At 63.6% G+C, this 24002-nt stretch carries 24 protein-coding genes; 18 read left to right on the top strand and 6 right to left on the bottom strand.

Translation table 11 applies throughout. The features are described from left to right. The first annotated feature begins 53 nt into the window (after positions 1-53). Genes ACQ4W6_RS03485 through ACQ4W6_RS03470 form a run of 4 tightly spaced genes read left to right on the top strand, consistent with a single transcriptional unit; the run spans position 54 to position 3557 of the window. A complete protein-coding gene (locus ACQ4W6_RS03485; protein ID WP_436566048.1) occupies positions 54-980 on the top strand; it encodes a substrate-binding domain-containing protein in 927 nt (308 codons plus the stop codon). 45 nt (positions 981-1025) lie between these two features. Next, entirely contained in the window at positions 1026-2078 is a 1053-nt protein-coding gene (locus ACQ4W6_RS03480) for a sugar phosphate isomerase/epimerase family protein (protein WP_436565796.1), read from the top strand. A 9-nt stretch (positions 2079-2087) separates the two neighbouring features. Further along, entirely contained in the window at positions 2088-3239 is a 1152-nt protein-coding gene (locus tag ACQ4W6_RS03475) for a Gfo/Idh/MocA family protein (protein WP_436565795.1), read from the top strand. Positions 3240-3248: 9 nt separating this feature from the next. Further along, entirely contained in the window at positions 3249-3557 is a 309-nt protein-coding gene (locus ACQ4W6_RS03470; protein WP_436565794.1) for a 2Fe-2S iron-sulfur cluster-binding protein, read from the top strand. Position 3558: 1 nt separating this feature from the next. On the opposite strand, the gene ACQ4W6_RS03465 is transcribed toward ACQ4W6_RS03470, so the two are convergent. Continuing rightward, complete coding sequence (locus ACQ4W6_RS03465) at positions 3559-3870, bottom strand: hypothetical protein (RefSeq protein WP_436565793.1); 312 nt, start codon at positions 3868-3870, stop codon at positions 3559-3561. 110 nt (positions 3871-3980) lie between these two features. Here ACQ4W6_RS03465 and ACQ4W6_RS03460 point away from each other — a divergent pair, with 110 nt between their 5' ends. After that, the gene (locus tag ACQ4W6_RS03460; protein WP_436566047.1) at positions 3981-4250 is read left to right on the top strand and encodes a MoaD/ThiS family protein; all 270 of its coding nucleotides are present in this window, start codon (positions 3981-3983) and stop codon (positions 4248-4250) included. Positions 4251-4263: 13 nt separating this feature from the next. Next, positions 4264-5358, top strand: coding sequence for a WD40/YVTN/BNR-like repeat-containing protein (locus ACQ4W6_RS03455; protein WP_436565792.1), 1095 nt, complete (start codon positions 4264-4266; stop codon positions 5356-5358). Here ACQ4W6_RS03455 and ACQ4W6_RS03450 read toward each other — a convergent pair. Next, positions 5331-5954, bottom strand: coding sequence for a TetR/AcrR family transcriptional regulator (locus tag ACQ4W6_RS03450; protein ID WP_436565791.1), 624 nt, complete (start codon positions 5952-5954; stop codon positions 5331-5333). The genes ACQ4W6_RS03455 and ACQ4W6_RS03450 overlap by 28 nt on opposite strands. Positions 5955-6122: 168 nt before the next feature. On the opposite strand from ACQ4W6_RS03450, the gene ACQ4W6_RS03445 reads away from it, so the two are divergent. Further along, positions 6123-7187, top strand: a complete 1065-nt coding sequence (locus tag ACQ4W6_RS03445) for an MBL fold metallo-hydrolase (protein ID WP_436565790.1) — start codon at positions 6123-6125, stop codon at positions 7185-7187. Positions 7188-7200: 13 nt separating this feature from the next. Here the strand turns inward: ACQ4W6_RS03445 and ACQ4W6_RS03440 are convergent, their stop codons facing one another. Next, positions 7201-7491 carry a hypothetical protein gene (locus ACQ4W6_RS03440; RefSeq protein WP_436565789.1) on the bottom strand — a complete coding sequence of 97 codons (291 nt, stop codon included), beginning with the start codon at positions 7489-7491 and terminating at the stop codon, positions 7201-7203. Between the two features lie 427 nt (positions 7492-7918). Here ACQ4W6_RS03440 and ACQ4W6_RS03435 point away from each other — a divergent pair, with 427 nt between their 5' ends. Continuing rightward, positions 7919-8932: a substrate-binding domain-containing protein gene (locus tag ACQ4W6_RS03435; protein WP_436565788.1), complete on the top strand. Its 1014-nt coding sequence runs from the start codon at positions 7919-7921 to the stop codon at positions 8930-8932. A 51-nt stretch (positions 8933-8983) separates the two neighbouring features. Here the strand turns inward: ACQ4W6_RS03435 and ACQ4W6_RS03430 are convergent, their stop codons facing one another. Together ACQ4W6_RS03430 and ACQ4W6_RS03425 are read right to left on the bottom strand one after the other, a co-directional pair. Continuing rightward, complete coding sequence (locus ACQ4W6_RS03430) at positions 8984-12580, bottom strand: indolepyruvate ferredoxin oxidoreductase family protein (RefSeq protein WP_436565787.1); 3597 nt, start codon at positions 12578-12580, stop codon at positions 8984-8986. 195 nt (positions 12581-12775) lie between these two features. After that, a complete protein-coding gene (locus ACQ4W6_RS03425) occupies positions 12776-13717 on the bottom strand; it encodes a LysR substrate-binding domain-containing protein (RefSeq protein ID WP_436565786.1) in 942 nt (313 codons plus the stop codon). A gap of 178 nt (positions 13718-13895) precedes the next feature. Here ACQ4W6_RS03425 and ACQ4W6_RS03420 point away from each other — a divergent pair, with 178 nt between their 5' ends. Then, positions 13896-15122: an HD-GYP domain-containing protein gene (locus tag ACQ4W6_RS03420; protein WP_436565785.1), complete on the top strand. Its 1227-nt coding sequence runs from the start codon at positions 13896-13898 to the stop codon at positions 15120-15122. 4 nt (positions 15123-15126) lie between these two features. On the opposite strand, the gene ACQ4W6_RS03415 is transcribed toward ACQ4W6_RS03420, so the two are convergent. Beyond that, on the bottom strand, positions 15127-16173 hold the full coding sequence (locus ACQ4W6_RS03415) for a GGDEF domain-containing protein (protein WP_436565784.1): 1047 nt from the start codon (positions 16171-16173) through the stop codon (positions 15127-15129). Positions 16174-16646: 473 nt separating this feature from the next. Between ACQ4W6_RS03415 and ACQ4W6_RS03410 the strand changes: the two genes are divergently transcribed. The 9 genes from ACQ4W6_RS03410 (at position 16647) to ACQ4W6_RS03370 (ending at position 23980) form a co-directional block, all read left to right on the top strand. Then, positions 16647-16829 (top strand): Flp family type IVb pilin, encoded by a 183-nt coding sequence (locus ACQ4W6_RS03410; protein WP_436565783.1) that lies wholly within the window; start codon positions 16647-16649, stop codon positions 16827-16829. Between the two features lie 49 nt (positions 16830-16878). Further along, positions 16879-17397 (top strand): A24 family peptidase, encoded by a 519-nt coding sequence (locus ACQ4W6_RS03405; protein ID WP_436565782.1) that lies wholly within the window; start codon positions 16879-16881, stop codon positions 17395-17397. A 93-nt stretch (positions 17398-17490) separates the two neighbouring features. Continuing rightward, positions 17491-18867, top strand: coding sequence for a DUF8689 domain-containing protein (locus ACQ4W6_RS03400; RefSeq protein ID WP_436565781.1), 1377 nt, complete (start codon positions 17491-17493; stop codon positions 18865-18867). Then, the gene (gene cpaB, locus ACQ4W6_RS03395; protein ID WP_436565780.1) at positions 18864-19694 is read left to right on the top strand and encodes a Flp pilus assembly protein CpaB; all 831 of its coding nucleotides are present in this window, start codon (positions 18864-18866) and stop codon (positions 19692-19694) included. Before ACQ4W6_RS03400 ends, cpaB begins: the two co-directional genes overlap by 4 nt. 34 nt (positions 19695-19728) lie before the next feature. After that, complete coding sequence (locus ACQ4W6_RS03390; RefSeq protein ID WP_436565779.1) at positions 19729-21150, top strand: type II and III secretion system protein family protein; 1422 nt, start codon at positions 19729-19731, stop codon at positions 21148-21150. A gap of 30 nt (positions 21151-21180) precedes the next feature. Then, positions 21181-21483: a hypothetical protein gene (locus ACQ4W6_RS03385; RefSeq protein WP_436565778.1), complete on the top strand. Its 303-nt coding sequence runs from the start codon at positions 21181-21183 to the stop codon at positions 21481-21483. Further along, entirely contained in the window at positions 21473-22903 is a 1431-nt protein-coding gene (locus ACQ4W6_RS03380; RefSeq protein ID WP_436565777.1) for a pilus assembly protein TadG-related protein, read from the top strand. Before ACQ4W6_RS03385 ends, ACQ4W6_RS03380 begins: the two co-directional genes overlap by 11 nt. Beyond that, entirely contained in the window at positions 22900-23382 is a 483-nt protein-coding gene (locus ACQ4W6_RS03375) for a TadE/TadG family type IV pilus assembly protein (RefSeq protein WP_436565776.1), read from the top strand. The genes ACQ4W6_RS03380 and ACQ4W6_RS03375 overlap by 4 nt, the downstream gene beginning before the upstream one ends. Then, positions 23372-23980 (top strand): TadE/TadG family type IV pilus assembly protein, encoded by a 609-nt coding sequence (locus ACQ4W6_RS03370; protein WP_436565775.1) that lies wholly within the window; start codon positions 23372-23374, stop codon positions 23978-23980. Before ACQ4W6_RS03375 ends, ACQ4W6_RS03370 begins: the two co-directional genes overlap by 11 nt. The last annotated feature ends 22 nt before the right edge of the window (positions 23981-24002 follow it).

Raw genomic sequence — 24002 nt, 5'->3', positions numbered from 1 at the left:
AGGAGAGCAGCATGAAGAGCTTTATACGGGTAGCAGGCATGGCAGTACTGGTGATGCAGGCGTGGGCCTTGCCCATGGGGCAGGCGCAGGCGGCTGAAAAGCTGGTCGTCGGCGTGGCCATTCCCACGGCGACGCACAGTTTTACCTCCGGCATCGTGTGGTGGGCCAACCAGGCCAAGGCGGAGCTGGAAAAAGCCCATCCTGGCGTGAAAATCATCGTCAAGACGGCCGCCACGGCGCCCGAGCAAGCGAACCAGCTGCAGGATATGTTGACGGTAAACAAGATCAACACCCTGGTCATCTTCCCCATCGAGTCCGCATCCCTGACGCAGCCCGTGGCGCAGGTGAAAAACAAGGGCGTCTACGTGACCGTGGTGGACCGTGGCCTGACGAACACGCAATCGCAGGATGCGTATATCGCGGGCGACAATACGGCCTTTGGCAAGCTGCCGGCCGAATACCTGGCGAAAAGCCTGAATGGCAAGGGCAATATCGTCGTGCTGCGCGGCATGCCGACCACGCTGGACAACGAGCGCTTCGATGCGTTCAATGGCGTCATGAAGGGCCATCCCGAGATCAAGGTGCTGGACGCCAAGTATGGCAACTGGAACCGCGACGATGCCTTCAAGGTCATGCAGGATTACCTGACCCGCTTCAAGCACATCGACGCCGTCTGGGCCGCCGATGACGACATGGCCATCGGCGTGCAGAAAGCCATCGCGCAAGCCAAGCGCACGGACATCAAGCAAGTGTTCGGCGGCGCGGGCGCGAAGGGTGCCGTGAAGAAGATCATGGATGGTTCCGACCCGCAGATCGTGGCCGACGTGTCGTATTCGCCCAAGTTCATGTACGACGCCATCAAACTGACGACGGAAGCGCGCCTGAAAGGGGAGAAATTGCCGGCCAACACCATCATCCCGTCGGTGCTGATCACGCGCGAGAACGCCAAGCAGTTCTACTTCCCGAACTCGCCTTTTTAATGTTGTTGCCCCGGGAGTCACCTCCCGGGGCGTAAAGGAATCTCCATGAAAACCATCCAGGGTCCGGCCATTTTCCTGGCCCAGTTTCTCGGCGATACGCCGCCGTTCGACACGCTCGGGCACCTGGCGCAATGGGCCGCCGGCCTGGGCTACAAGGGCTTGCAGCTGCCCACGGCGCCGCAGTTGTTTGATCTGGAACAAGCGGCCAACAGCCAGCAGTATTGCGACGATGTCATCGCCTTGCTGGCGCGCCACGGCTTGCAGGTGACGGAATTGTCGACGCACTTGCAGGGTCAGCTGATCGCCGTGCATCCTGCCTACGATGTCCTGTTCGATGGTTTTGCGCCCGAGCACGTGCGCGGTGATCCGGTGGCGCGTACGGCCTGGGCCACGCAGCAGTTGCTGTGGGCAGCGACCGCGTCGCAGCGTCTGGGCTTGAAGGCGCACGTGACGTTTTCCGGCGCGCTGGCCTGGCCCTATCTGTATCCGTGGCCGCAGCGCCCCGCCGGCCTGGTGGAAACGGCCTTCGCGGAACTGGCCAAACGCTGGCTGCCCATCCTCGACGCCTTTGACGCCGCTGGCGTGGACCTGTGCTACGAACTGCACCCGGGCGAGGACTTGCACGACGGCGTGACGTTCGAGCGCTTTCTTGCCGCCGTGAATGATCACCCGCGCGCATCGATTTTGTACGACCCCAGCCACTTCGTGCTGCAGCAGCTCGATTACCTGGCCTTCATTGATATTTATCATGCGCGCATCAAGGCGTTTCATGTAAAAGATGCGGAATTCCGGCCGAACGGGCGCCAGGGCGTGTATGGCGGCTATGGCGACTGGCAAGACCGGGCAGGGCGCTTCCGTTCGCTGGGCGACGGGCAGATCGACTTCAAGGCGATCTTTTCGAAGATGGCGCAATACGACTTCCCGGGCTGGGCCGTGCTGGAGTGGGAATGCTGTCTGAAGCACCCGGAGGATGGCGCGGCCGAAGGGGCGCGCTTCATCCGCGAGCACATCATCCACGTGGCCGAGCGCGCGTTTGACGATTTTGCCGGCAGTAACGTTGACCAGGATCAAATCCATCACTTGCTTGGCTTGAAATAAGGAAACGACATGCAGCGACGCATAAGGCTGGGCATGGTAGGGGGCGGGCAGGGCGCATTCATCGGCGCCGTGCACCGCATCGCGGCGCGCATCGACGACCAGTATGAACTGGTGGCAGGCGCGCTGTCGTCAAACCCGGCGCGCGCGCGGGAGAGCGGCGCCGCGCTGCATCTGGCGCCGGAGCGCTGCTACAGCGACTACCGCGCCATGGCGCAGGCGGAAAGTTTGCGCGCGGACGGCATCGAGGCAGTGGCCATCGTCACGCCGAACCACTTGCACGCGCCAATCGCCACGGCCTTTTTGGAAGCGGGCATCCACGTCATCTGCGACAAGCCGCTGGGCATTTCGCTGGCCGAAGGGCAAGCGCTGGCGGCGCTGGCCGCACAGAAAAACCTGCTGTTTGCGCTCACGCATACCTACAGCGGCTATCCGCTGCTGCGCCATGCGAAGGCCATGGTCGAGGCGGGCGAGATCGGCGAATTGCGCCTGGTGCAGGTGGAGTATTCGCAAGACTGGCTGGCCGACGCGATTGCGCTTGGGGGCATGACTGAGGGCAACTGGCATAACGATCCGCTGCGGGCGGGGCCGGGCGGCACCTTGCTCGACGTGGGCGTGCATGCGTATCACCTGGCGCAGTTCGTCAGCGGCCAGACGCCGCAGCAGGTGCTGGCGGAACTGTCGACCTTTGTACCGAACCGGACGCTGGACGATCATGTGCAGGTGATGCTGCGCTACGCGAACGGTGCCAAGGGCACCCTGTGGGCCAGCCAGGTGGCGACGGGCTGCGAAAACACGGTGCGCCTGCGCCTGTTTGGCAGCAAGGCGCAGCTGGACTTTGACCAGGAACAACCGAATGCACTGTGGTTCACGCCGCAGGGCGGCAACCGCCAGCTGCTGCGTCCGGGCCGGGTCGACAGTGCGGCGGCGCGCCATGCCACGCGCGTGCCGGCCGGCCATCCGGAAGGCTATCTGGAAGCGTTCGCGCAGTTGTACCTCGATGCAGCCTTGCATATCCGCGCGCTGCAAGCGGGCTTGCCCGTGCCCGACGCCGCCCGCTGGCTGCCAACGGTGACAGACGGCGTGGCGGGCCTGGCCTTCGCCGAAGCCGTGCTGCGCAGCCATGCGGACGGCGCCCGCTGGACGGAACTGGCGGACTGTTAAACTGGGCGCATGAGCGCGCCCTTTCCCATCACCACCTTTACCATCACCCTCGTCCCGCAAGGCTGGCAATTCACGGCCGAAGCGGGCACGACCCTGCTGGCTTGCGCCGAACTGGCCGGTATTCGCCTGCTCAGTTCCTGCCGCAACGGCACTTGCCGCACCTGCCTCTGCCACATGCCCGAGGGCAAGGTGCGCTACACGGTGGACTGGCCCGGCATCAGCCCTGACGAACGCCTCGATGGCTATATCTTGCCCTGCGTGGCGGTGGCGGAAAGCGATCTGGCATTGCAGGCGCGGGCCGTGCGCACGGGCGGCTGACTCAGGATGGCTTGTCGCCCTTGAGCCGCTGCAGCAGTGCTGCCACGCTGTCGCCCACGGGCAAGCCGTGGCGGCGCAGCAGTTGTACGTGCAGCACCAGGTTTTCCAGCACCAGTTTGGCCGCCACGGCCAGCAGCGCCAGGTTGCGGTCTTCCGGGCTGAAACTTTCCATCGCATCGGCCATCTCGCACAGGTGGTTGGCGATCAGCCCGCGCAGCTCTTGCTCGTTGAAGGGCAGATCGGCAAAGTCGATCGGGTCGGCCACTTCCACTTCCTGCATCAGTAGCGCTAGTTCTTCCGGGGTAATTGTCATGCCTGGCCTCCTTGTGTGCTTGCCTCTATTTTAGGGCATGCGCCATTGGCCATTGTATCGTCCGCAAATCGGACTAGAATGAGTCCAGGCCGATGACGTCGAAGGGCAGCATGGCGCACCTGCATTTTACCCGCCAACTGGCGCGCTTCCTGGACGTCCCGACCCTGGACGTGGCCGCGCCAAGCCTGCGCGCCGCCTTGGAATGCGCTTTTGCGCAGCAGCCGCGCCTGCGCGGCTATGTGCTCGACGAGCAGGGCGTTTTGCGCCCCAATGTGGTGATCTTCATCGATGGCGCACGTTGCCGCGAGCGCCGCTTGCTCGACGATGCCTTGCGGCCCGATAGCCAGGTGTATGTCTTGCAAGCACTCTCGGGAGGTTGACGTGGCACAACGCATGGCACAACGTGCTTATCTGGGTAGCCGCAAGGGTTTGTTCCAGTTCGATGTGGGCGACGACGGCGCCTGGCAGCTGGCGCTGGTGCAGTTTGCGGGCGACCCCGTCTCCATGCTCTTGCACGACCGCCGCGACGGCGCCCTGTATGCAGCCCTGAACCTCGGTCATTTCGGCGCCAAGCTGCATCGCCGCGATGCAGGCGGGCAATGGCAGGAGATCGCCGTGCCCGCCTACCCCGCGAAGCCCGAAGACAGTAGCGATACGCTCGATTGGACGCTGCAGCAGATCTGGTCGCTGGCCCCCGGTGGCGCGGACCAGCCCGGCGTGCTGTGGGCGGGTACTTTGCCTGGCGGCCTGTTCCGTTCAAGCGACCGCGGCGACAGCTGGCAACTGGTGGAGTCCTTGTGGAACGTGCCGCAGCGGGCGCAGTGGTTTGGCGGCGGCTACGACGTGCCCGGCATTCACAGCATCTGCGTCGATCCGCGCGACAGCGCCAGGGTGCTGGTCGGCGTTTCTTGCGGCGGCGTGTGGCAAACGCAGGACGGTGGCGCTAGCTGGGCCTTGAGCGCGACGGGCATGCGGGCCGACTACATGCCGCCCGAGCTTGATGAAAACGAGGCCGTGCAAGACCCGCACCGCATCGTGCGCAGCGCCGGCTCGCCCGATGCGCTGTGGTGCCAGCACCATAACGGCATCTGGCGCTCGCGCGATGCGGGCTGGCACTGGCAGGAAGTGAGCACGGCGCCGCTGTCGCATTTCGGCTTTGCCGTGGCCGTGCATCCGCGCGATGGCGACACGGCCTGGTTTGTGCCGGCGCAAGCAGATGTGCTGCGCATCCCCATTGAGGGCGCGCTGGCCGTCACGCGCACGCGCGATGGCGGGAAAACGTTCGAAGTCTTGCGCGGGGGCTTGCCGCAGCAGCATTGCTACGACCTGGTGTACCGGCACGGGCTGGCGCTGGCCGACGATGGGCGCAGCCTGCTGATGGCGTCAACCACCGGCGGCGCCTGGTATTCCGGCGATGGGGGCGAACACTGGCAGAGCGTGTCTGCCCATTTGCCGCCCGTCTATGCCGTTTGTTTTGCCACGCCGTAATAGGCGAGGAACATATCGACGGCGATATCGATCACTTCCTTTTGCCGCACGGCGTCCAGCAGGGGCTTGCCCATGGTGATCTGTGGCCAGAAGGCAAAGGTTTTCAAAGGCGACACTAACAGGTGCGACACTTCCTGCGGATCGGCCGGCTTCAAGCGGCCATCTTGCTGCGCCTGGCGTATCCAGTTGGTCAGCCCCGTTTCCTTCTCGTCCATGCGCGCCACCATCGCTTGCGCCCGCTCGGGCGAATGGATGGTCTCGGCCATCGCCACCCTGGCCAGGTCGAGGTAATTGTCATCGCTGAGCAGCTGCATCTTTTGCTGCGCCAGTTCCAGCAGTTGCGTGCGCAGGGGCACGTCCGCCTGGTACGGCAGGGCTTGCTGAGTGGCGCTGCCTTCCCACAGGCGCTGCAGGATTTCCGCGAACAACTCGTCCTTGCTGGGGAAGTGGTTGTACACGGTGCGCTTGGAAACGGCGGCCGTGGCGGCGATCTTGTCCATGCTGGTCGCGTCAAAACCGTGCTCGCGGAACTCGGCGATGGCGGCATCGACGATGGCTACGCGCTTGCGGTCGGTGAGGCGTTGCGGTGAGGCCATGGCGAAAAATCTCCTTTGAAAACAATATTTTACACCTCTTGGTTTACTTTGCTTGAATTGGGAACTACACTGTGTAGTGTAATTTATACTTGTATTTTATCCACCGGATCGCATATGCACTTGCACCGAGTCGCACGTCGTCTCTTATTCCTGGGAGTTGTGGTCATCATGAGTTCTTGCACCCTGCGCGCCGCGCCTGCCGCGCCCACCGCGTCTACGTCCCCGTCTCTTACTTCGCCACAACGCCACGACGGCAAGTTCCGCAATCCCGTGCAGATGCACAAGCTGGGCACGGCAGCGACGCTCAAGCTGATGTGGACCTTCTTTTTCAACAAGCCCGACAGCACCGTCCCCGCCGTGGCCGTGCCCATGCAAGCGTTGAGCCAGGCGCAGTTGCTGGCCGCACCGGACAACAGCCTGTTTCGCCTCGGCCATTCGACCCTGCTGCTGAAACTCAATAATGAATTTTTCCTCACCGATCCCGTGTTTTCCCAGCGCGCTTCGCCCGTGCAGTGGGCCGGGCCCAAGCGTTTCCACCAGCCGCCCATCAGCATCGCCGAGTTGCCGCCGATCAAGGCAGTGATCCTGTCGCACGACCATTACGATCACCTCGACCATGCTGCCGTGTTACAACTGGCCGCCAAGACCGAGCATTTCGTCACGCCGCTGGGCGTAGGCGATACCCTGGTGGCCTGGGGCGTGCCCAGGGCCAAGGTGCAGCAATTCGACTGGTGGCAGGGCACAACGATAGACGGCGTCAAACTGGTGGCCACGCCGTCGCAGCATTTTTCCGGGCGCGGCTTGTTTGATGGAAATCAAACCCTGTGGGCTTCGTGGGTCATCGACGCGCCCGAGGTGCGCGTGTTTTTCAGCGGCGACTCCGGCTATTTCGACGGTTTCAAGCAGATAGGCGACAAGTACGGGCCGTTCGACGTCACCATGATCGAGACGGGCGCCTATGACAAATTATGGCCGGACGTGCACATGCAGCCGGAACAGACCTTGCAGGCCCACCTGGACTTGCGCGGCAAGTGGCTGATGCCCGTGCACAACGGCACGTTTGACCTGGGCTTGCACGCCTGGCATGAACCGTTCGACCGCATCACGGGGCTGGCGGCCAAGCGCGGCGTGAACCTGGCCACGCCACAGATGGGCGAAGCGGTCGACCTGAGGCAGCCGGAAAAGGGCGAAAAGTGGTGGCTGGCGATGTTGGCAGAGGAAATGGCGCAGTAATCCCGCTACTGAGTCAGGCCGTCACATCGATCAGGCGCCCCAAGGTCTGGCCGGGCACGGCGACTTTGATTGCCTGCTCCAGTTGCGGCGCCTTGACGGCGCTCGGGGTGCTGGCCTGCGCGCGCTGGCTGCTGCGCTCGGTCTGGCTCAGCGATTCCTGTTCCCGCGCCAGCAACTGACGGCTTTGCGCCAGCTGTTCGCTGTCGCGCTGCACCTGGTTCTGCCCTTGCTCGACTCTTCGCTGTGCCGTAGCCAGCGAGGCTTGCAGGTTATTGATGGAAGTTAGCGATACCACATTGTTCACCTTTTCTCAGTATGCCCAAGCGGGGAAGAGGGCGGGCCGCAGGCTGCTGCGCTGGCGCCATGCACAACATGCCACCTGATAATCTTTACCTGAATCAAGAGTAGGACAAATTCTCGCACAGTTCCAGTAAATTATGCTTTCTTGATAATTCTGGCGTGTGCGGCATGCGTGGCAAAGCTGCCATGTCGGCGCTATTGCCATCGCGTAGGAGTGAGCGCACGCTATCGATGCTAGTGACGCCTGTCTGGCATGGCTATCGACAGTCTCCACAGGGCAAAAGCGGGGCCTGAATCAAAGTATTGCTTTTTCTGCACTGAATTCTTGTTGTTTTTCTACCATTGCCGTCTGCGCTCAGGCGCGGCCAGTTTGGCGCTCTGGGCTATAATTGACGATACGAGTTGGTATGCCATACAGACAGGTAGTCAACATGAATCTCAAGAGCCTCGCAATTGCCCTCGGCATGTCGAAAACGACAGTCAGCAGGGCGTTGAACGGCTATCCGGAAGTCAATTCCCGCACCCGTGAAATCGTCCTGGCCGCCGCCAAGAAGGTGGGCTACCGGCCCAACCCGCTGGCGCGCAGCCTGGCCGTTGGCCGCACCAACGTGCTGGGCATGATTTACCCCTTGCTGCCCAGCGATCTTGGCGACAGCGTCTTCCTCTCCGTGGTCAATGGCATGTCGGACGCCGTCGAAGCGTCGAAGATGAGTTTGATCATCGCCCCCGTTTCGCCGCAGAACGAACAGCCGTCGTATGAAACCATGGTGCGCGGGCGGCAGGTTGACGGCCTGGTGGTGGGCCGCACCAAGGTGATTGATGAGCGCATCGCGTATCTGACGAAGGTGGGTTTTCCTTTTGTCGCGAATGGCCGCACGCGCATCGACGCGCCCTACGCGTATTTTGACTACGACAACGACTCGGGCATCGACCTGGCCGTGTCTTTCCTGGCCGTGCATGGCCACCAGCGCATCGCGCTGCTGAGTGCGCCGCTGGAGTTGCATTTCGCGCTGGAGCGCAAGGAAAGCTTCATCCGCTGCATGACGCAGGCGGGCCTGCAGGCTGACCCCCGCTACCTGCTGGATAACTCGCTCGATCGCCGCGGCGGCTATCAAGCCATGCAGCAATTGCTGGCCTGCTCGCCGCGCCCCACGGCCGTCATCGTCGACAACCATTTGTCCGGCGTGGGCGTGGTGCGCGCCCTGATGGACGCCGGCATCGAGATCGGCAAGGATATCTCCGTCATCGTCTGGGGCAGTGTGGAAGACACCTTGATCGGCATCAACGTCACCACCATAGCCCAGCCCGATCTGCGCCGCGCCGGCGCCAAGATGGTCGAAATGCTGCAAGCCTTGCTGACCGGCACGCCGCCGGAAAGGCTGCAGGAAATCTGGCAGCCGGTGCTGTTGCCGGGGGCGACGGTGGGGCGCTGCCCCGACGCATAAAAAACGCAGAGCCGAGGCTCTGCATTTTCATTTCGGGCTTACCTCGCTGTCCTACGCCGCGTGCTTCGTTCCATCGGCCAGCACGGCCAATAGTCTCGCCTTGTCCTGGCGGTAGGTGGTGACGGCGGCTTCCTTGACGTGGCCGAAGCCGCGGATTTTCTCGGGCAGGGACGCCAGTTCCACGCAGGTGCCCAGATTGTCGGCGCTCAAGCTGGCCAGCATTCCCGCCAGCAGTTCGCGGTATTCGACGATCAGCGCGCGCTCCATCTTGCGCTCGCTTGTATAGCCGAAGATGTCGAAGGTGCCGCCGCGCAATCCCTTGGCTTTCGCCAGCAGGCGGAAGGCGTGCCACATCCAGGAGCCGAACTCAGCCTTGACCAAATGGCCTTTCGCATCCTTTTTCGCGAACAGCGGTGGCGCCAGGTTGAATTTCACGGAGAAACTGCCTTCGAACTGCTGCTGCAATTGTTCGACGAAATGGCCATCCGTGTACAGGCGTGCCACTTCGTACTCATCCTTGTAGGCGAGCAACTTGAAATAGCTTTTGGCCACTGCCATAGACAGCTTCTGGCCCAGTCCCAGTGTATTCTCGCGGTCGCGCACTTGTTTGACCAGGGTCAAATAGCCATTCGCATACGCGCCATTCTGGTACGCGGTGAGGAACTCCACGCGTTTCTTGATCAGGCTATCGAGGCTTTGCGGCATCTGCACGATGATCGCCTGCGACGGCGTGGCGATCTGCGTTACGCGGCGCACGTCGACGGCGGCGCGGCGGCCCCACAGGAAACTTTTCTTGTTCGATTCGATGCCTACGCCATTGAGTTCAATGGCGCGCAGCAGGGCCGCTTGCGTCAACGGGATGCGGCCCTTTTGCCAGGCGTAGCCCAGCATGAACAGGTTGGCGGCAATCGAGTCGCCCATCAGCGCGGTGGCCAGTCTTGTCGCATCGATGAAGTCGGCGGCGTCCGCGCCGCCCACGGATTCCTCGATCAGCTGGCGCACTTCTGCCGTCGGATATTGCCAGTCGGCATTTTGCGCAAATGTGCCCGGCGGCTGCTCGTGCAGGTTGACCACGGCCAAGCTGCGGCCCGGGCGCATTTTCGATACGGCATCCTGCGCGCCGGCCGTCAGCATGTCGCAGCCGAGGATCAGGTCGGCTTCGCCCGTGGCGATGCGCTGGGCGCGGATGTGCGCGGGGGATTTGGCGATTTTCACGTGCGAGGTGACGGAACCGTTCTTTTGCGACATGCCCGTCATGTCCAGCACGGAAGCACCCTTGCCTTCCAGGTGGGCCGCCATGCCCATCAGCGCGCCCACGGTGATCACGCCCGTGCCGCCGATGCCGTTGATGAGGATGTTGTACGGCGCGTCGCAATCGGGCAACTGGGGTTCCGGCAAGGGGCCGAAGTTATCCGTCTCGCCCGGCTTGCCGGCGCCTGTCTTGGTTTTCTTCAGGCTGCCGCCCTCGACCGTGACGAAGCTGGGGCAAAAGCCCTTGGCGCACGAGTAATCCTTATTGCACGAGGATTGGTCGATGCTGCGCTTGCGGCCAAATTGCGTCTCTTTCGGCAAGATCGAGACGCAGTTCGACTGCACGCCGCAGTCGCCGCAGCCTTCGCAGACGGCGTCGTTGATGACCATGCGTTTCGCCACGTCCGGATACTCGCCTTTTTTCCGGCGCCGGCGCTTTTCCGCCGCGCAAGTTTGATCGTAGATGAGTACGGAAACGCCCTGTACCTCGCGCAATTCGCGCTGCACGGCATCCATATCCTTGCGGTCGTGCAAGGTCAGGTGGGCGGGCAGGTTGGAGCGGTCCGCATAGCGCGCCAGGTCTTCCGTCACCAGCGCGATGCGGGCGATGCCTTCGGCTGCCATCTGCTGCGCCATCATGGGCACGCTGATCATGCCGTCCACGGGCTGGCCGCCCGTCATGGCGACGGCGTCGTTGTAGAGGATTTTATAAGTAATGTTCACCTTGGCCGCCTGCGCGGCGCGAATCGCCAGGTAGCCGGAGTGGAAATACGTACCGTCGCCCAGGTTCTGGAACACGTGCGGCAAGGTGGAAAACGCGGCTTGCCCGATCCACGGCGCGCCTTCGCCGCCCATGTGCGTGGTCAGCTTGTTCATTTCCGGGTAGATCGAGGTGGCCATCACGTGGCAGCCGATGCCGGCCAGCGCCAGGCTGCCGTCGGGCACCTTGGTCGAGGTGTTGTGCGGGCAGCCGGAGCAGTAGAACGCGGGGCGGAATGGCGTATTCACGGCTTTCTTCAGCACCGCGTCTTTGGCGTCGAGGAAACTCAGGCGTGCCTTGATCAGGTCGCACGTGACGGGGTCGGAAATCAGGCGCGCGATGCGGCTGGCGATGACCCTCGCCACTTGCGAGACGGAAAAGTCCGCCTTCGAGGTGAGCAGCCATTCGCCGCGCGGCGCCACCCATTCGCCTTTTTCGTCGAACTTGCCGATGACTCTGGGGCGCACGTCGTCGCGCCAGTTGTACAGCTGCTCTTTCAACTGGTATTCGACGATCTGGCGCTTCTCTTCTACCACGAGGATTTCATCGAGGCCTTGCGCGAACTCACGCACGCTGTCCGGTTCCAGCGGCCACGGCATGGCTACCTTGAACAGGCGCAAGCCCACGTCGGCCGCCATCTGCTCGTCGATCCCCAGTTCTTCCAGCGCTTCGAGTACGTCCAGATACGATTTGCCGGAGGCGATGATGCCCAGCTTGGCGTTCGGGCTGTCGATGGTGGTGTGGTTGAGTTTGTTTTCGCGCGCGTAGGCCAGGGCCGCATAAATCTTGTAGTCCTGCATCAGCGCTTCCTGGTTGCGCGCCTGCTGGCCCAGCGGAATGCTCGACAGGCGCGCGTTCAGGCCGCCTTCTGGCATGACGAAGTCTTGCGGAATTTTTACTTCCACGCGGAACGGATCGGCATCGACGGAAGCCGACGATTCGACCGTGTCGGCCAGCGCCTTGAAGGCCACCGTGCAGCCGGAAAAGCGCGACATGGCCCAGCCGTGGAGGCCCAGGTCCAGGTATTCCTGCACATTGCACGGGTACAGCACGGGAATCATCGAGGCCGAGAACAGATGGTCGGACTGGTGCGGCAGGGTCGAGGAATACGCGCCATGGTCGTCGCCGGCCACCAGCAGCACGCCGCCCAGCCTGGACGTGCCCGCATGGTTCATGTGCTTGAAGACATCGCCGCAGCGGTCCACGCCCGGGCCCTTGCCGTACCACATGGCGAACACGCCGTCGTATTTGGCCGGGCCGATCAGGTCGACTTGCTGTGAACCCCAGACGGCCGTGGCGGCCAGGTCTTCGTTGACGCCGGGCACGAACTGCACGTGGTGCGCTTCCAGCTGCTGCTTGGCTTTCCACAGGTTTTCATCCAGGCCGCCCAGGGGCGAGCCGCGGTAGCCGGAAATGAAGCCGGCCGTGTTCAGCCCGGCAGCCTGGTCGCGCAAGCGCTGCATCATGGGCAGGCGCACGAGGGCCTGGATGCCGGACAGGAAGATGGCGCCGGTGGTGGCCGTGTATTTGTCGTCGAGGCTGACGCTGGTCAAGCGGGAAGGTTCGGGGGGCGTAGATGGCGCGGCACCGGCGTTTCTGGCGAACGCTGCGGAGCCGTTTTCCGTGGTCACGGACATGGCTGTCTCCAAAAGGGTGTTTCAGATGACGGCTGTACAAGGGGCGCGCCCGGTAAGGCGCGCGCTGTGCAGACGGGATGGCCGCGTGTGGGCGGCACATGCATTATTTTAAATTTAAAATAATGCATATGCTCAGTGTAGAGCGAGCGTGAGGACGGGGCAAATACGCTTTGACGATGGGGGTATAAGAAATACTTATGGCGCAGTGGAGAGCATGTGCGCGCCCACCCAGCGGCCGCTGTGGCACAGCTCGCTGGCCACTTGCAGGACCAGGTTTTTTACGGCCGCGCCGGCATTGGTGAGGGGAATGTTCTTCGAGGCGCACAGGGCCACTGTGCGCGACAGGGCGGGGCTGTGGATGGCATAGCTGCGCATGGCGCCGCTATCGAGCTCGGCCAGCAGCGGCGCGGCGGGCAGGATGGTGGCGCCCATGCCGGCCAGGATGGCCGACTTCAGGATGGCGATCGAGTTGATCTCGATCACGTTGGCCGCTGCCAGGCCCAGCGCGCGCGCGTGGCTGTCGATGCGCGGCCGCACGCCATGCTGCAGGCCCGGCAGGATCAAGGTGGCGGCCAGTGCCTGCTGGAATGATAGTGTCTGGCCCTCGGGCGCGAACGGCGAATCGCTGCGGCAGATGAAGCGCATCTCTTCTTCCACCAGCGGGCTGCAGGCAAACGGCGTCAGCTGGCCATCATCGAACAGCACGGCCAGGTTGATGCGGCCCGATTTCAATTGCTCGTTCAGGTTGCCCGTGATTTCTTCCGTCAGCTGCAAGGTGATCTCGGGGTAGCGTTCGCGCGCGGCCAGCAGCAGGGGCAGGGCCAGCGCGCCGGAGATGCTGTGCGGCAAGCCCAGGGTGACATTGCCGGACGGCCGCGTGGCGCTTTGCGTGACGGCAGAGCGGGCGTCGGCCACCTGTTTCAGGATCGCTTGCGCGTGTTCGTAAAAGACCTTGCCCGCATCGGTGCTGAGCACGCCTTGCGCCGAGCGGTGCAGCAGTTGCACGCCCAGTTCCTCTTCCAGCTGGCGCAGCTGCTGCGTCAGGGCCGGCTGGGCCACGTGCAGGGTCAGGGCCGCGCGCGACAGCGAGCCGTGGTCGACGATGGCAACAAAGTAGCGTAATTGGCGCAGTTCCATGCTCGGTTGATTCCAGAAGCGGTGCGTGCGCCATTGCCACGCAAGAGGGCAACAGTGCGGTGATGAAAGAAAACAGCCAATTTTGCGCCGCTGCTGAAGATGGCCAGCGGATAGCCAATTTTGTTATACTCATTCTAGCGCCTCCGGTGCTCCAGCCGCGTATTTGTGGGATGAAAGCATGCTCAAGAAAGTCGATTCCGCACAATTAAAAGTGGGCATGTACATCCATGACCTCAGCTGCGACTGGATGACGCATCCGTTCGTGCGCAACCGCTTCCTGCTGCGCAGCGACGAGGAAATCCGCAAGATCGTGCAAGCGGGCATCCATGACGTGGTGATCGACAGCAGCAAGGGACTCGACGCGCAGGATGCGCCCACCGTGGCGCAGGCGCAGGCCGAGACGGAACGCGCGCTGGTGCAGCTTGCCAGTGCGCCGCAAGTGATCACGCGTGTGTCGCTGAGCATGGAACTGGCCCGTGCCACGCAGGTGCGCCGGCAGGCGTCGAGCCTGGTGCGCACGGTAATGGCCGATGTGCGCCTGGGCAAGGCCGTCGAGCTCGACCGCGTGCAGCATACGGTGCAAGATATCACCGAATCGATTTTGCGCAACCCCGGCGCCCTGGTCGGTTTGCTGCGCATCAAGAGCAAGGATGATTACACTTTCCTCCATTCAGTCAGCGTGTGCGCGCTGCTGGTGGCGTTTTGCCGCTCGCGGGGGCTGGATGCCACCACGACCCATCAGGCAGGCCTGGGCGGCTTGCTGCACGATACGGGCAAGGCGCTGGTGCCCGACAGCGTGCTGAACAAGCCCGGCCCGCTCACGCCGGAAGAATTCACCTTGATCAAGCGCCATCCGCGCGACGGCTATGACATCCTGCGCCAGTCGCCCGAGGTAGGCGCGATTCCCCTCGACATCACCTTGCACCACCACGAACGGCGCGACGGCAGCGGTTATCCGGACAAGCTGGCGGGCGACGCCATCAGCGAACTGGCGCAAATGGCCGCCATCGTCGATGTGTATGACGCGCTGACCTCGGAGCGCAGCTATCACAAGGGCATACCGGCCGCCGAGGCCTTGCGCAAGATCTACGAATGGAGCAAATTCCATTTCAACCCCGTGTTTGCGCAAGACTTCATGCGCTGCGTGGGCATCTATCCGGTGGGCACCATGGTGATGCTGGAATCGGGCCGCCTGGCCGTCGTCATCGAGGCGCACGAGAGCAACTTGCTGGCGCCGAAAGTGAATGTGTTTTTCAGCACGAAAAGCAATGCCTACATCAAGCCCGAGACGGTCGATTTGTCGCGCGGCTTTGGCTTCGGCGGTGCCGACAAGATCGTCGGCCATGAGTCCGCTGCCAAGTGGCAGGTTGATCCCATGCGCTTTTTATCCCTCGCGGATGCCTAAATAACTAAAAGAATTCCGCCGTATCGTTGGTGGCAATCGTGGCCAGCATGCCCTCGGCCACCAGCTCATCGTAATGGCACGCCAGGTTGCGGCCGTGGCTCTTGGCATAGTACAAGGCCTGGTCGGCGCGGCCCAGGATGACGACGGGCGCTTCGAAGGCGCTGATGCTGACATAGCCCACGCTGACGGTGACTCTGCCCACTTGCGGGAAAGCATGCGCTTCCACGTTGGTACGGAAGCGGTCGATGATTTTCTGCGCATTTTCCAGGGTGATCGAGCGCAGCAGCACGACGAATTCCTCGCCGCCGAAGCGGAAGATGCGGTCTTGCGAGCGGAATGACGACTGCAGCTGGTTGGCGATCAGGATCAGCACTTCATCGCCGTACAGGTGGCCGAATTTATCGTTGACCAGCTTGAAATGATCGACGTCGATCACGGCCAGCCATTGCCGCTCCGTATCCGTATGGTGGCGCCGCTCTTCGGCGATGGTGTGCGGCTGGTCCGCTTCCGGCTCGCCGCGGCTTTGCAGGATTTTTGCCAGCTGGTCGTCGAAAGTCTTGCGATTGAGCAAACCGGTGAGGGAATCGCGTTCGCTATAGTCGAGCAGGTTCTGAAAATTGCGGTAGACGCTGACGATGCCGCCGATCACCTGGATGGTGGCACCCGTGTACGGCGTGGGATTGGTGATTTCAAGGCAGGTGGTGACCTGGTCGCCGATCCAGATGGGCAGCCACAGCAGGTGGCTGCCGTCGGCGCACAGCGTGTCGGCGCTTGCTTCATGGCGCGCGATGCAGGCGGCCAGTGCCGGGTAGTCCGACAGCGGCTCGCCCGGCAAGATGGTATCACTATGCTCTTCCATGCGAGCAACGCTGCCCGCCTCGATGATGGCCCGCGACCGCACGAACACCTGGTCACGCACGGTGGTCAGGGCCAGCACACGGGTTTGCGACGCGGAAGCGAGTTCCTGGACCGCCGAGATCACGGAGATGTCGAGCATCGTGTGATCGCGGTGTCCTGTCATGTCCACCATGTGTTTTAGTAGGGAATCCATTGTCGATCTCTGGAAAGTAGTCACACAAGTGTCGTCATACCAGCATTGCCTCAAGCAATTCGCGTCTATCTACAAGAAGCCAAGATTTATTTGGTGGCATGACGCACTGTACCGCTGGGCGAGAAGCCATTCCAAAGAAGAGCTAAGCAGGATAATGTCTTTTTGCATAATAGGCAATTAACGTATGCAATTTTTATGTAAATACATGAGATTCATGCACGGCCTGAAAAAAACCTTGCCCTGACGAAGGCTTCCAATCTTCACCGCAACATTCGTTTGCGGCATCCGCCATGTCAACCAGGTTTGATAATTCCCAAGTGGAAACTTGTCGCACGTCAATTTGCCAAGACGTGGGCGCTCTATAGTCAATGCAATGGCGCAGAAATTTATTGCAGGAAACATATTAGCAGGAATGGGCAATGTTTCACACCCGATTGCGCCAGGGACTTGTGATTCACTTTTGGGAGCTTGTCATGCATATCTTCCTGTCGGCAGTGCAGCAATTCGTCAAGGATGAGGATGGGATTACGGCAATCGAATACGGCTTGATCGCGGCATTGATGGCCACTGCCATCACTGCCGGTTTCTTGCTGATCAAGACCAACTTGCTGGCCGTCCTCACCGACATTTCGTCGAACCTGGTGTTGACGCCTTAAGCGGGTGCCCGCCACTAATTAGGTGGCGGGTTTTTTGAGGAGGTGCTGCATGCCTGCGTATGCCTTGTTTGACCTGCTGTTACTCATCTTTGTGACGGCTGCCGCCGTCAGTGATTTGATCCGCCGCAAGATCCCGAATGCGCTGGTGCTGTCCGGTATCCTCGCCGCGCTGGCCCTGCATTGCTGGCTATGGCCGCAGCGCGTGGCGCCGCTGTGGCTGGGCGGCATGGCCATGGGTTTTTTCCTGTTTCTACCGTTATATGTGCTGCGCGGCATGGCCGCCGGCGATGTCAAGCTGATCGCCATGGTGGGCGCCTTTGCCGGGCCCTGGCCGGTCGTGCAGATCTGTCTTGCCACCTTTGCCTTGGGCGGCCTGATGGCCGTGCTGATGGTCACGTACCAGGGCAAGTGGCACGCCTGCCTGCGTAATGTGCGCCAGCTGCTGTGGCCTTTGACCGCGCGCACGGCCCCCGCCGCCCTCGGCAGCCAGGCCAGTGTGGGCAACATGCCTTACGGCCTGGCGATCGCCCTCGCTTGTCTGGTGATGCAAGGGCGAGATTATTTCTGATGCGTATTTATTGCTCTGAATCAATGGGCGCCAGCCCCCGCTGGCTAGAATGAAAACTGTTCAATGCAGTCTTAACCGGCTTGGAGACGCAGCATGACCGAGGTCGACTATTCCATGAGCACCGACAGCGCAGCGCGTCCGGCTGACGCGAAGCTGATGCCGCCCCTGCCGCCGCAGCCCAAGAGCTTGCGTGAAACGGGACTGGAGCGGCAACTGGTGGTCGAGCTGATCGCCAAGCTGATGTTTGTGAACGGCAAGACGCCTCTGTCTGTGCTGACCACGCGCTTGCGCCTGTCGATCAATGTCTTGCGCGAAGTCCTCGATTTCATGGTGGGGGAGCAACTGGCCGAAGTGGCCTGGCGCGGCGAGTCCGACGTCGACGTGCAGTATCAGCTGACGGGCGCCGGCAAGCAGCGCGCCAGCGCTTTCCTCGGGCGCTGCGCCTACATCGGCGCCGCGCCCGTCACCCTGGAAGCCTACCGCGCCATGGTGGCGCGCCAGTCGTGGCAGGCGCAAGAGCAGCGCGTTGCCAGCGATGACCTGGCGGCCGTGCTGGGCGGCGCCCATGCGGGGCCGGGCATGCTCGACGTGGTGGGCGCGGCCCTGCATTCGGGCCGTTCGCTGCTGCTGTACGGGCCGCCCGGCAGCGGAAAATCGACCCTGGCGCTGCAGCTGGGACAATTGCTGCACGGGCTGGTGGCCGTGCCGTACGCCATCGTCGTCGGCCACGACATCATCGAGCTGTACGATCCGGCGCAGCACAGGCCGCCGGCGCCGCAGCATGTCAGCCATACGCGCCTGGCGCTGGAGCGGCGCAGCACGGATATCCGCTGGGTACTGTGCCAGCGTCCCGTGATCCATGTAGGTGCCGAGCTCGACGCCGGCATGCTGGAGCTGCGGCGGGACGCCAGCGGTGGCTGCTACCAGGCGCCGCCCCATTTGCGGGCCAACAATGGCATGCTGATCGTCGATGACCTGGGGCGCCAGCGCCTTGGGGCGGTGGAACTGCTGACGCGGCTGATGCAGCCGCTGGCGCGCGGCGTCGATCAGCTGGGCCTGCCAGGCGGCGTGCCCATCAGCATGCCATTCGATAACGCCCTCGTGCTGGCCACCAGCATGGCGCCGGGCGAGCTGTTCGATGCCGCCTTGCTGCGCCGCATCGGCTACAAGGTACAGGTGGGGCCGCTGGGCGACGGTGCGTATCGTGCCCTGTTCCGCCAGCAATGCCGGCTGGCGGGCATCGCGTTTGACGAGCTGGCCTTGAACCATCTGATGCAGCGGCTGCATGGCGCGCAAGGGCGGCCCCTGCTGGCCAGCTATCCCGGTGAATTGTTGGCGCGCATCGCCGACTTCGCCGGCTTTGCCGGCAGTGAAGCGTGCCTGACGGTAGCGGCCCTGGAACAGGCCTGGAACAGCCTGTTTGCCAGCTGCGACATGGCGGCGGCCAGCGCGAGCGAGCGTATCGCATGAAAAACCGCCGCGCCCTGCTGATGATGGCCCTGGCGATCGTGCTGGGCATGCTGGCCGTGCTGCTGGCCTCGCACTGGCTGCTGCGCCAGACGCCCGCTGGCAAGGGCAAGATCGTCGTCGCCGCCAGCGATGTCAACCTGGGCCAGCGCCTGTCGCCCGAGATGCTGCGCCTGGCCGAATGGCCGGCCGAAAGCCTGCCGCAAGGGGCGCTGCAAGATCCATTGATGCTGGCCGGGCGCGTGCTGAAAACCAGCGTGCTGCGCGGCGAGCCGCTGAGCGAAGCCAAGCTGGCGCCGGCCGGTACCCTGGGCGGCCTGTCGGCCCTGATCACGCAAGGGCGGCGCGCCATCACCGTGCGCGTCAACGATGTGATCGGCGTGGCCGGCTTCGCCTTGCCGGGCAACTATGTCGACATCATCGTGAGTACCCAGCAGGACGCCGGTGACAGGGCATTCCCGCAGAGCCGCAATATTTCCAAGATCGTGCTCGAACGCATCCTCGTGCTAGCCGTGGCGCAGGAAGTGGGGCGCGACGAAACCAAGCCGCGCGTGGTCAATGCGGTGACCCTGGAAGTGACGCCGGAACAGGCGGAAAACCTCGACCTGGCGCGCAGCGTGGGCAGCCTGTCGCTGGTGCTGCGCAACCAGGTCGATCCGCAGCCGGGCGTGACCGTGGGCGCCACCAAGCTGACTTTGCTGGGCGGCGCGCCCGAGCATGAACTCGCGCCGGAGAAGGCAGTGCCAGCGGCCGCGCCCGTGGCTGCCGTGGCGCCGCGCCAGTGCAGCGGCGTCATCGACGGTACGCGCCAGTCGCGCGAATGTTTTTAGTTTTCTGCCCCTGATCAACCATGGACACGCTCACATGAACCGCGCCTTGCTGACCCTTTGCTGTTTGCTGCCGCTCGCCGCAACGGCGGCCGAACCTGGCCCCCGTTGCGGTGGTGTCGCGGCCACGCCCGGCAACTTGCAATTACACGTGGGCAAGTCGAGCATGCTGCACTTGCCTGAAGCGGTGCTTGCCCGCAGCGTCGGCAATCCTGCCGTGCTGCAAGCCATGCTGGTGGCGCCCGATACCCTGTACGTGGTGGGCGTGGACGTGGGCAGCACCAACATGATTATCCAGGGCAGGAGCGGCGAGTGCAGCGTGGTCAACGTCAGCGTCAGCATGGACCCGGCCGGCCTGCAAACGACGCTGGCGGCCCTGATGCCCGAGGAAAAATCCATCCGCGTCACGGCCGTGGCCGACACCCTGGTGTTGTCGGGCAAGGTGCAGGATGCGCTCGCCGTGCTGCGCGCCGCCGAGCTGGCGCACGCCTATGTGCGCCGCGCCATCCTGCCCCTGGCACTGCCTAAGCCCGCCGACGGCGCCGCTCTGCCTTCCATCGCTCCCAACGCCGGTGCTACCAGCCGCATCATCAACATGCTCGACGTCAGTGCGCCGCAGCAAGTGATGCTGGCCGTGCAGATTGCCGAAGTGTCGAAATCCTTGCTGGAGCGGCTGGAAGTGGGCGCCACCCTGCGTTTTGCATCCGGCAGCTGGGCCACCACCTTGCTGTCGAATTTCCTGAGCGGCACGGCGAATGGCTTGCTCGATGCGCGCAAGTCGAACGGCCAGCAGCTGACCATCGAAGCGCAGAAGCAGGATGGCCTGATCCGCATCCTGGCCGAGCCGACGGTGATGGCGATCAGCGGGCAGGAGGGCAGTTTCCTGGCGGGCGGCAAGATTTTCATTCCCGTCGGCCAGGACAACAACAAGATCACGCTGGAAGAGCGCGAATACGGCGTCGGCCTGCGTTTCACCCCGACCGTGCTGTCGGGCGGGCGCATCCATTTGAAGGTGGCGCCGGAAGTGTCGGAATTGTCGCGCGAAGGCGTGGGCATTTCCGCCGCCGGCGTCAGCGGGCGCTCGATCTTGCCCGTCATCACCACGCGGCGCGCCTCGACCACGGTGCAGCTGTTTGACGGCCAGAGCTACGCCATCGGCGGCTTGATCAAGAGCAACCAGGTGAGCAATATCACGGGCGTGCCGTGGCTCAGCGAAGTGCCAATTCTGGGTGCGCTGTTTCGCAGCACGGACTTCCAGCACGACCGCACGGAATTGTTGTTTGTCATTACCGCGCACCTGGTCAAGCCTTTGCCGCCGGACACGCTGCTGCCGACGGCGCAGCTGGCGCCACCCTCGCGCACGCAGTTGATGTTGGGCGGCAAGATGGAAGGGACACTGCCGGCGGCAGTGCCCGCCTTGCCGGCGCCGCGCGCGGCCGGCGGTTTCGAGCTGAAATGAGAACGTTGAAATGAGACCGGGAGCCATGCCATGCCGATATCCCTTTTGAACCTGCCGCGGTGCTTGGCGGCACTGGCGCTGGCGCTGCAGCTGGCGGCGTGCGCGCACAGCAGCACGCCACAGCTGGACCAGCGCTTTGGCGACGCCGTGCGCCTGGCCATGGCGCAGCAGGTGCGCTATCCGGCCAACGTGGGTCGGATTACGCCAGCCGATGGCCTCGACGGCCCCAGCGCCCATGCCGCCATGCAGCGCTACCGCGCCTCGTTTGCCGAGCCGAACGGCCAGGCGCCGCAGCCGGTGCAGTTCATGCTGGGGGGCGGCAATGGCAAATAGATGCCAGGGCCAGCGCGGCGCGATGCTGATCGCCTTTTCCATCCTGCTCATCGTGGTGCTGGGTTTTATCGGCCTGGCACTTGACGTGGGGCAAGTCATCGGCCGCAAGACGGAGTTGCAGAACCTGGCCGACAATGCGGCGCTGGCGGCGGCGGCCGAATTGGTGGGCACGCCCGAGGGTTTGAGCGCTGCCGTGGCGAAAGCCAAGAGCAGCGCGGCCGAGAAAAGCGCCTACCAGCGCCGCACGCAGGGCGTCGTATTGTCGGACGCCAGCATCCGCTTTGCTAGCGCCTTTGACGCGCCCGCCAGCGACTGGCAAGCGTCGGGCGCCGTGGCCAATCCCGCCACGGCCCTGTTCGTGCGGGTCGATACGCAGGCCAGCGAGCCGGCGCTGGGCCGGGTGGCGACGGCCTTCCTGGGCGCCTGGTCGCCGGCGCTGCGCACGCTCGATACGGGTGCGCGCGCCGTGGCCGGGCGTACCAGCCTGCGCCTGGCGCCGCTGGCCGTGTGCGCGCTGTCGGCCAGCGCGGCCAGCCCGCGCACGAATGCGGCGCTGCTGCCGGCGGTGGAATTGCTGGAGTATGGCTTTCGCCGCGGCGTCGCATATAACTTGTTGAAGCTCAATCCGCATGGCGCCACGGCTGAACATTTCGTGCTTAATCCGCTGGCCCAGCCGGGCAGCGTGGGAACCTCGGCGCAGGTCAGCGATGCCGCCATCGTGCCGTTCGTCTGCAGCGGCAGCGTGCTGTACCCGCGCATTGGCAGCGCACTGGTGCACGTGCACCGGCCCTTTCCCGCAGCGCTGTGGCCAGCCTTCAACGCGCGCTTCAACCAGCATGCGGGCAGCGGCTGCCATCCTGTGACGGCGCCGCCCGACACGAATATTCGCGCCTTTCCGAATACGGCCGTGAACTGGTGGATGACGAATGCGCCCAATGCGCCCAGCGCCCTCAGCAGTGGCAACCCGCTGCTGTCCGTGGCCGATCCGGAGTCAAATGCGACGCCGCCCGCGCTTGGCAGCTACGGGCCGCTGTGGTCGTTTTCCAGGGCGGCGAAATACAGCAATCCGAAACCGGCCGGCGGCTACCTGCCGTTTGCTACCAGCGACTGGGCCAAGCTGTATCCGGCTGCCCCGGCCGCGCCGGTCGCCAAGCCTGGCTATCCGGCCGCCAGCACGCCTTATCTGACGCTGGGCTTCCAGACGGCGCCGGTGGGCAACACGGCTGTGGCGCAGCGGCGCCTGCTTAATATCGCCCTGCTGGCATGCCCCTTGCCGGCCGGCAGCGATGTGCTGGCCCAGGTGCGGGGTATCGGCCGCTTCTTCATGACGGCGCCGGCCACCAATGGCGTATTGAGCGCTGAATTTGCCGGCGCCGTGCCGGAACAGGCGCTGCTCGGTTCCGCGGAGTTGCTGCGATGAGGCCGCCATATCACGCCGCGCGACGCCAGGGTGGCGTGGCCGCCATCGAGCTGGCGCTGATCATGCTGTTCTTCATGGGACTGCTACCCATCGTGCTGCTGTTCGGCCGCGCGTTTCTCGCCTATACGGCCTTGCAGAAGGGCGTGCATGATGCGGCCCGCTACATGGCCACCTTGCCGCTGCCGCAGATGGCGAACGGCGACACGGCCGCGCAGCACGGCGCATTTGCCCGGCAGCTGGTACTCGATGCGATGGTAGAAACGGCGCCGCAGATGAAGGCGTTCAGCGTCAGCCTGAGCTGCCTCTATCTCGACGAAGACTATAACTGCGGCACCTTCGTCAACGCGCCGACGCAGGTGCGCATCAAGGTGGCCTTGGACATGCCCGTCACTTTCCTGCCTGACCTGGCGCGCGCGTGGCTGCCAGAGCTGGCGCCAATACCGCTGCGTGCCAACGCGACATTGCGCTATGTCAATTAAGCTGCACCCCCGCCGGCCGCGCCAGGGCGGCGTCTTCGCGGTCGAGTTCGCCATGCTGGCGCTGCTGTTCTTTCTGTTCCTGTTTGCCATGCTCGAAATGGCGCGCGGCGTGTACTTGTGGAACATGGTGCATGAAATTACCCGGCGTGCCGCGCGCGGCGCCGCCATCACCGATTTCAGCGACGCCGGCGCGCTGCAGGCCGTGCGCGAACATGCCGTGCTGCGCGCCGCGCCGGGCGTGCTGCCTTTGGGCGGCGGCATCAGCGACGCGTATGTGCGCATCGATTATCTGTCGCAGGCCAACGGTGGGGGCGCGCTGGCGGCGCTGCCGGTGAATGCCATGCCCGGCTGTCCGCAACGCAACCGCATCAACTGCCTGGACGATCCGCATGGCGCCAGCTGCATCCGCTTCGTGCGCGCGCGCCTGTGCGTGCCGGGCGCTGGTGCGAGCTGCGAGAGCGTGCCGTACCGGCCCATATTGCCGCTGCTGGGGATGATGTTTCCTTCCGGCGCGGGGGCCGTGCGCCTGCCCAACGGGGCCACCATGGCGGTGGCCGAGTCGCTGGGCTACCCGGGCAATCCGAATTTTTGTCCCTGAGCGCCGTTAGCCGGGCGCAGCC

The organism is Janthinobacterium woesei (genome assembly GCF_051380875.1).
Lineage (GTDB): Bacteria > Pseudomonadota > Gammaproteobacteria > Burkholderiales > Burkholderiaceae_D > Janthinobacterium.
Note: the sequence above shows the minus strand (reverse complement) of the source record. Positions and strands in the feature narration are given on the sequence as shown.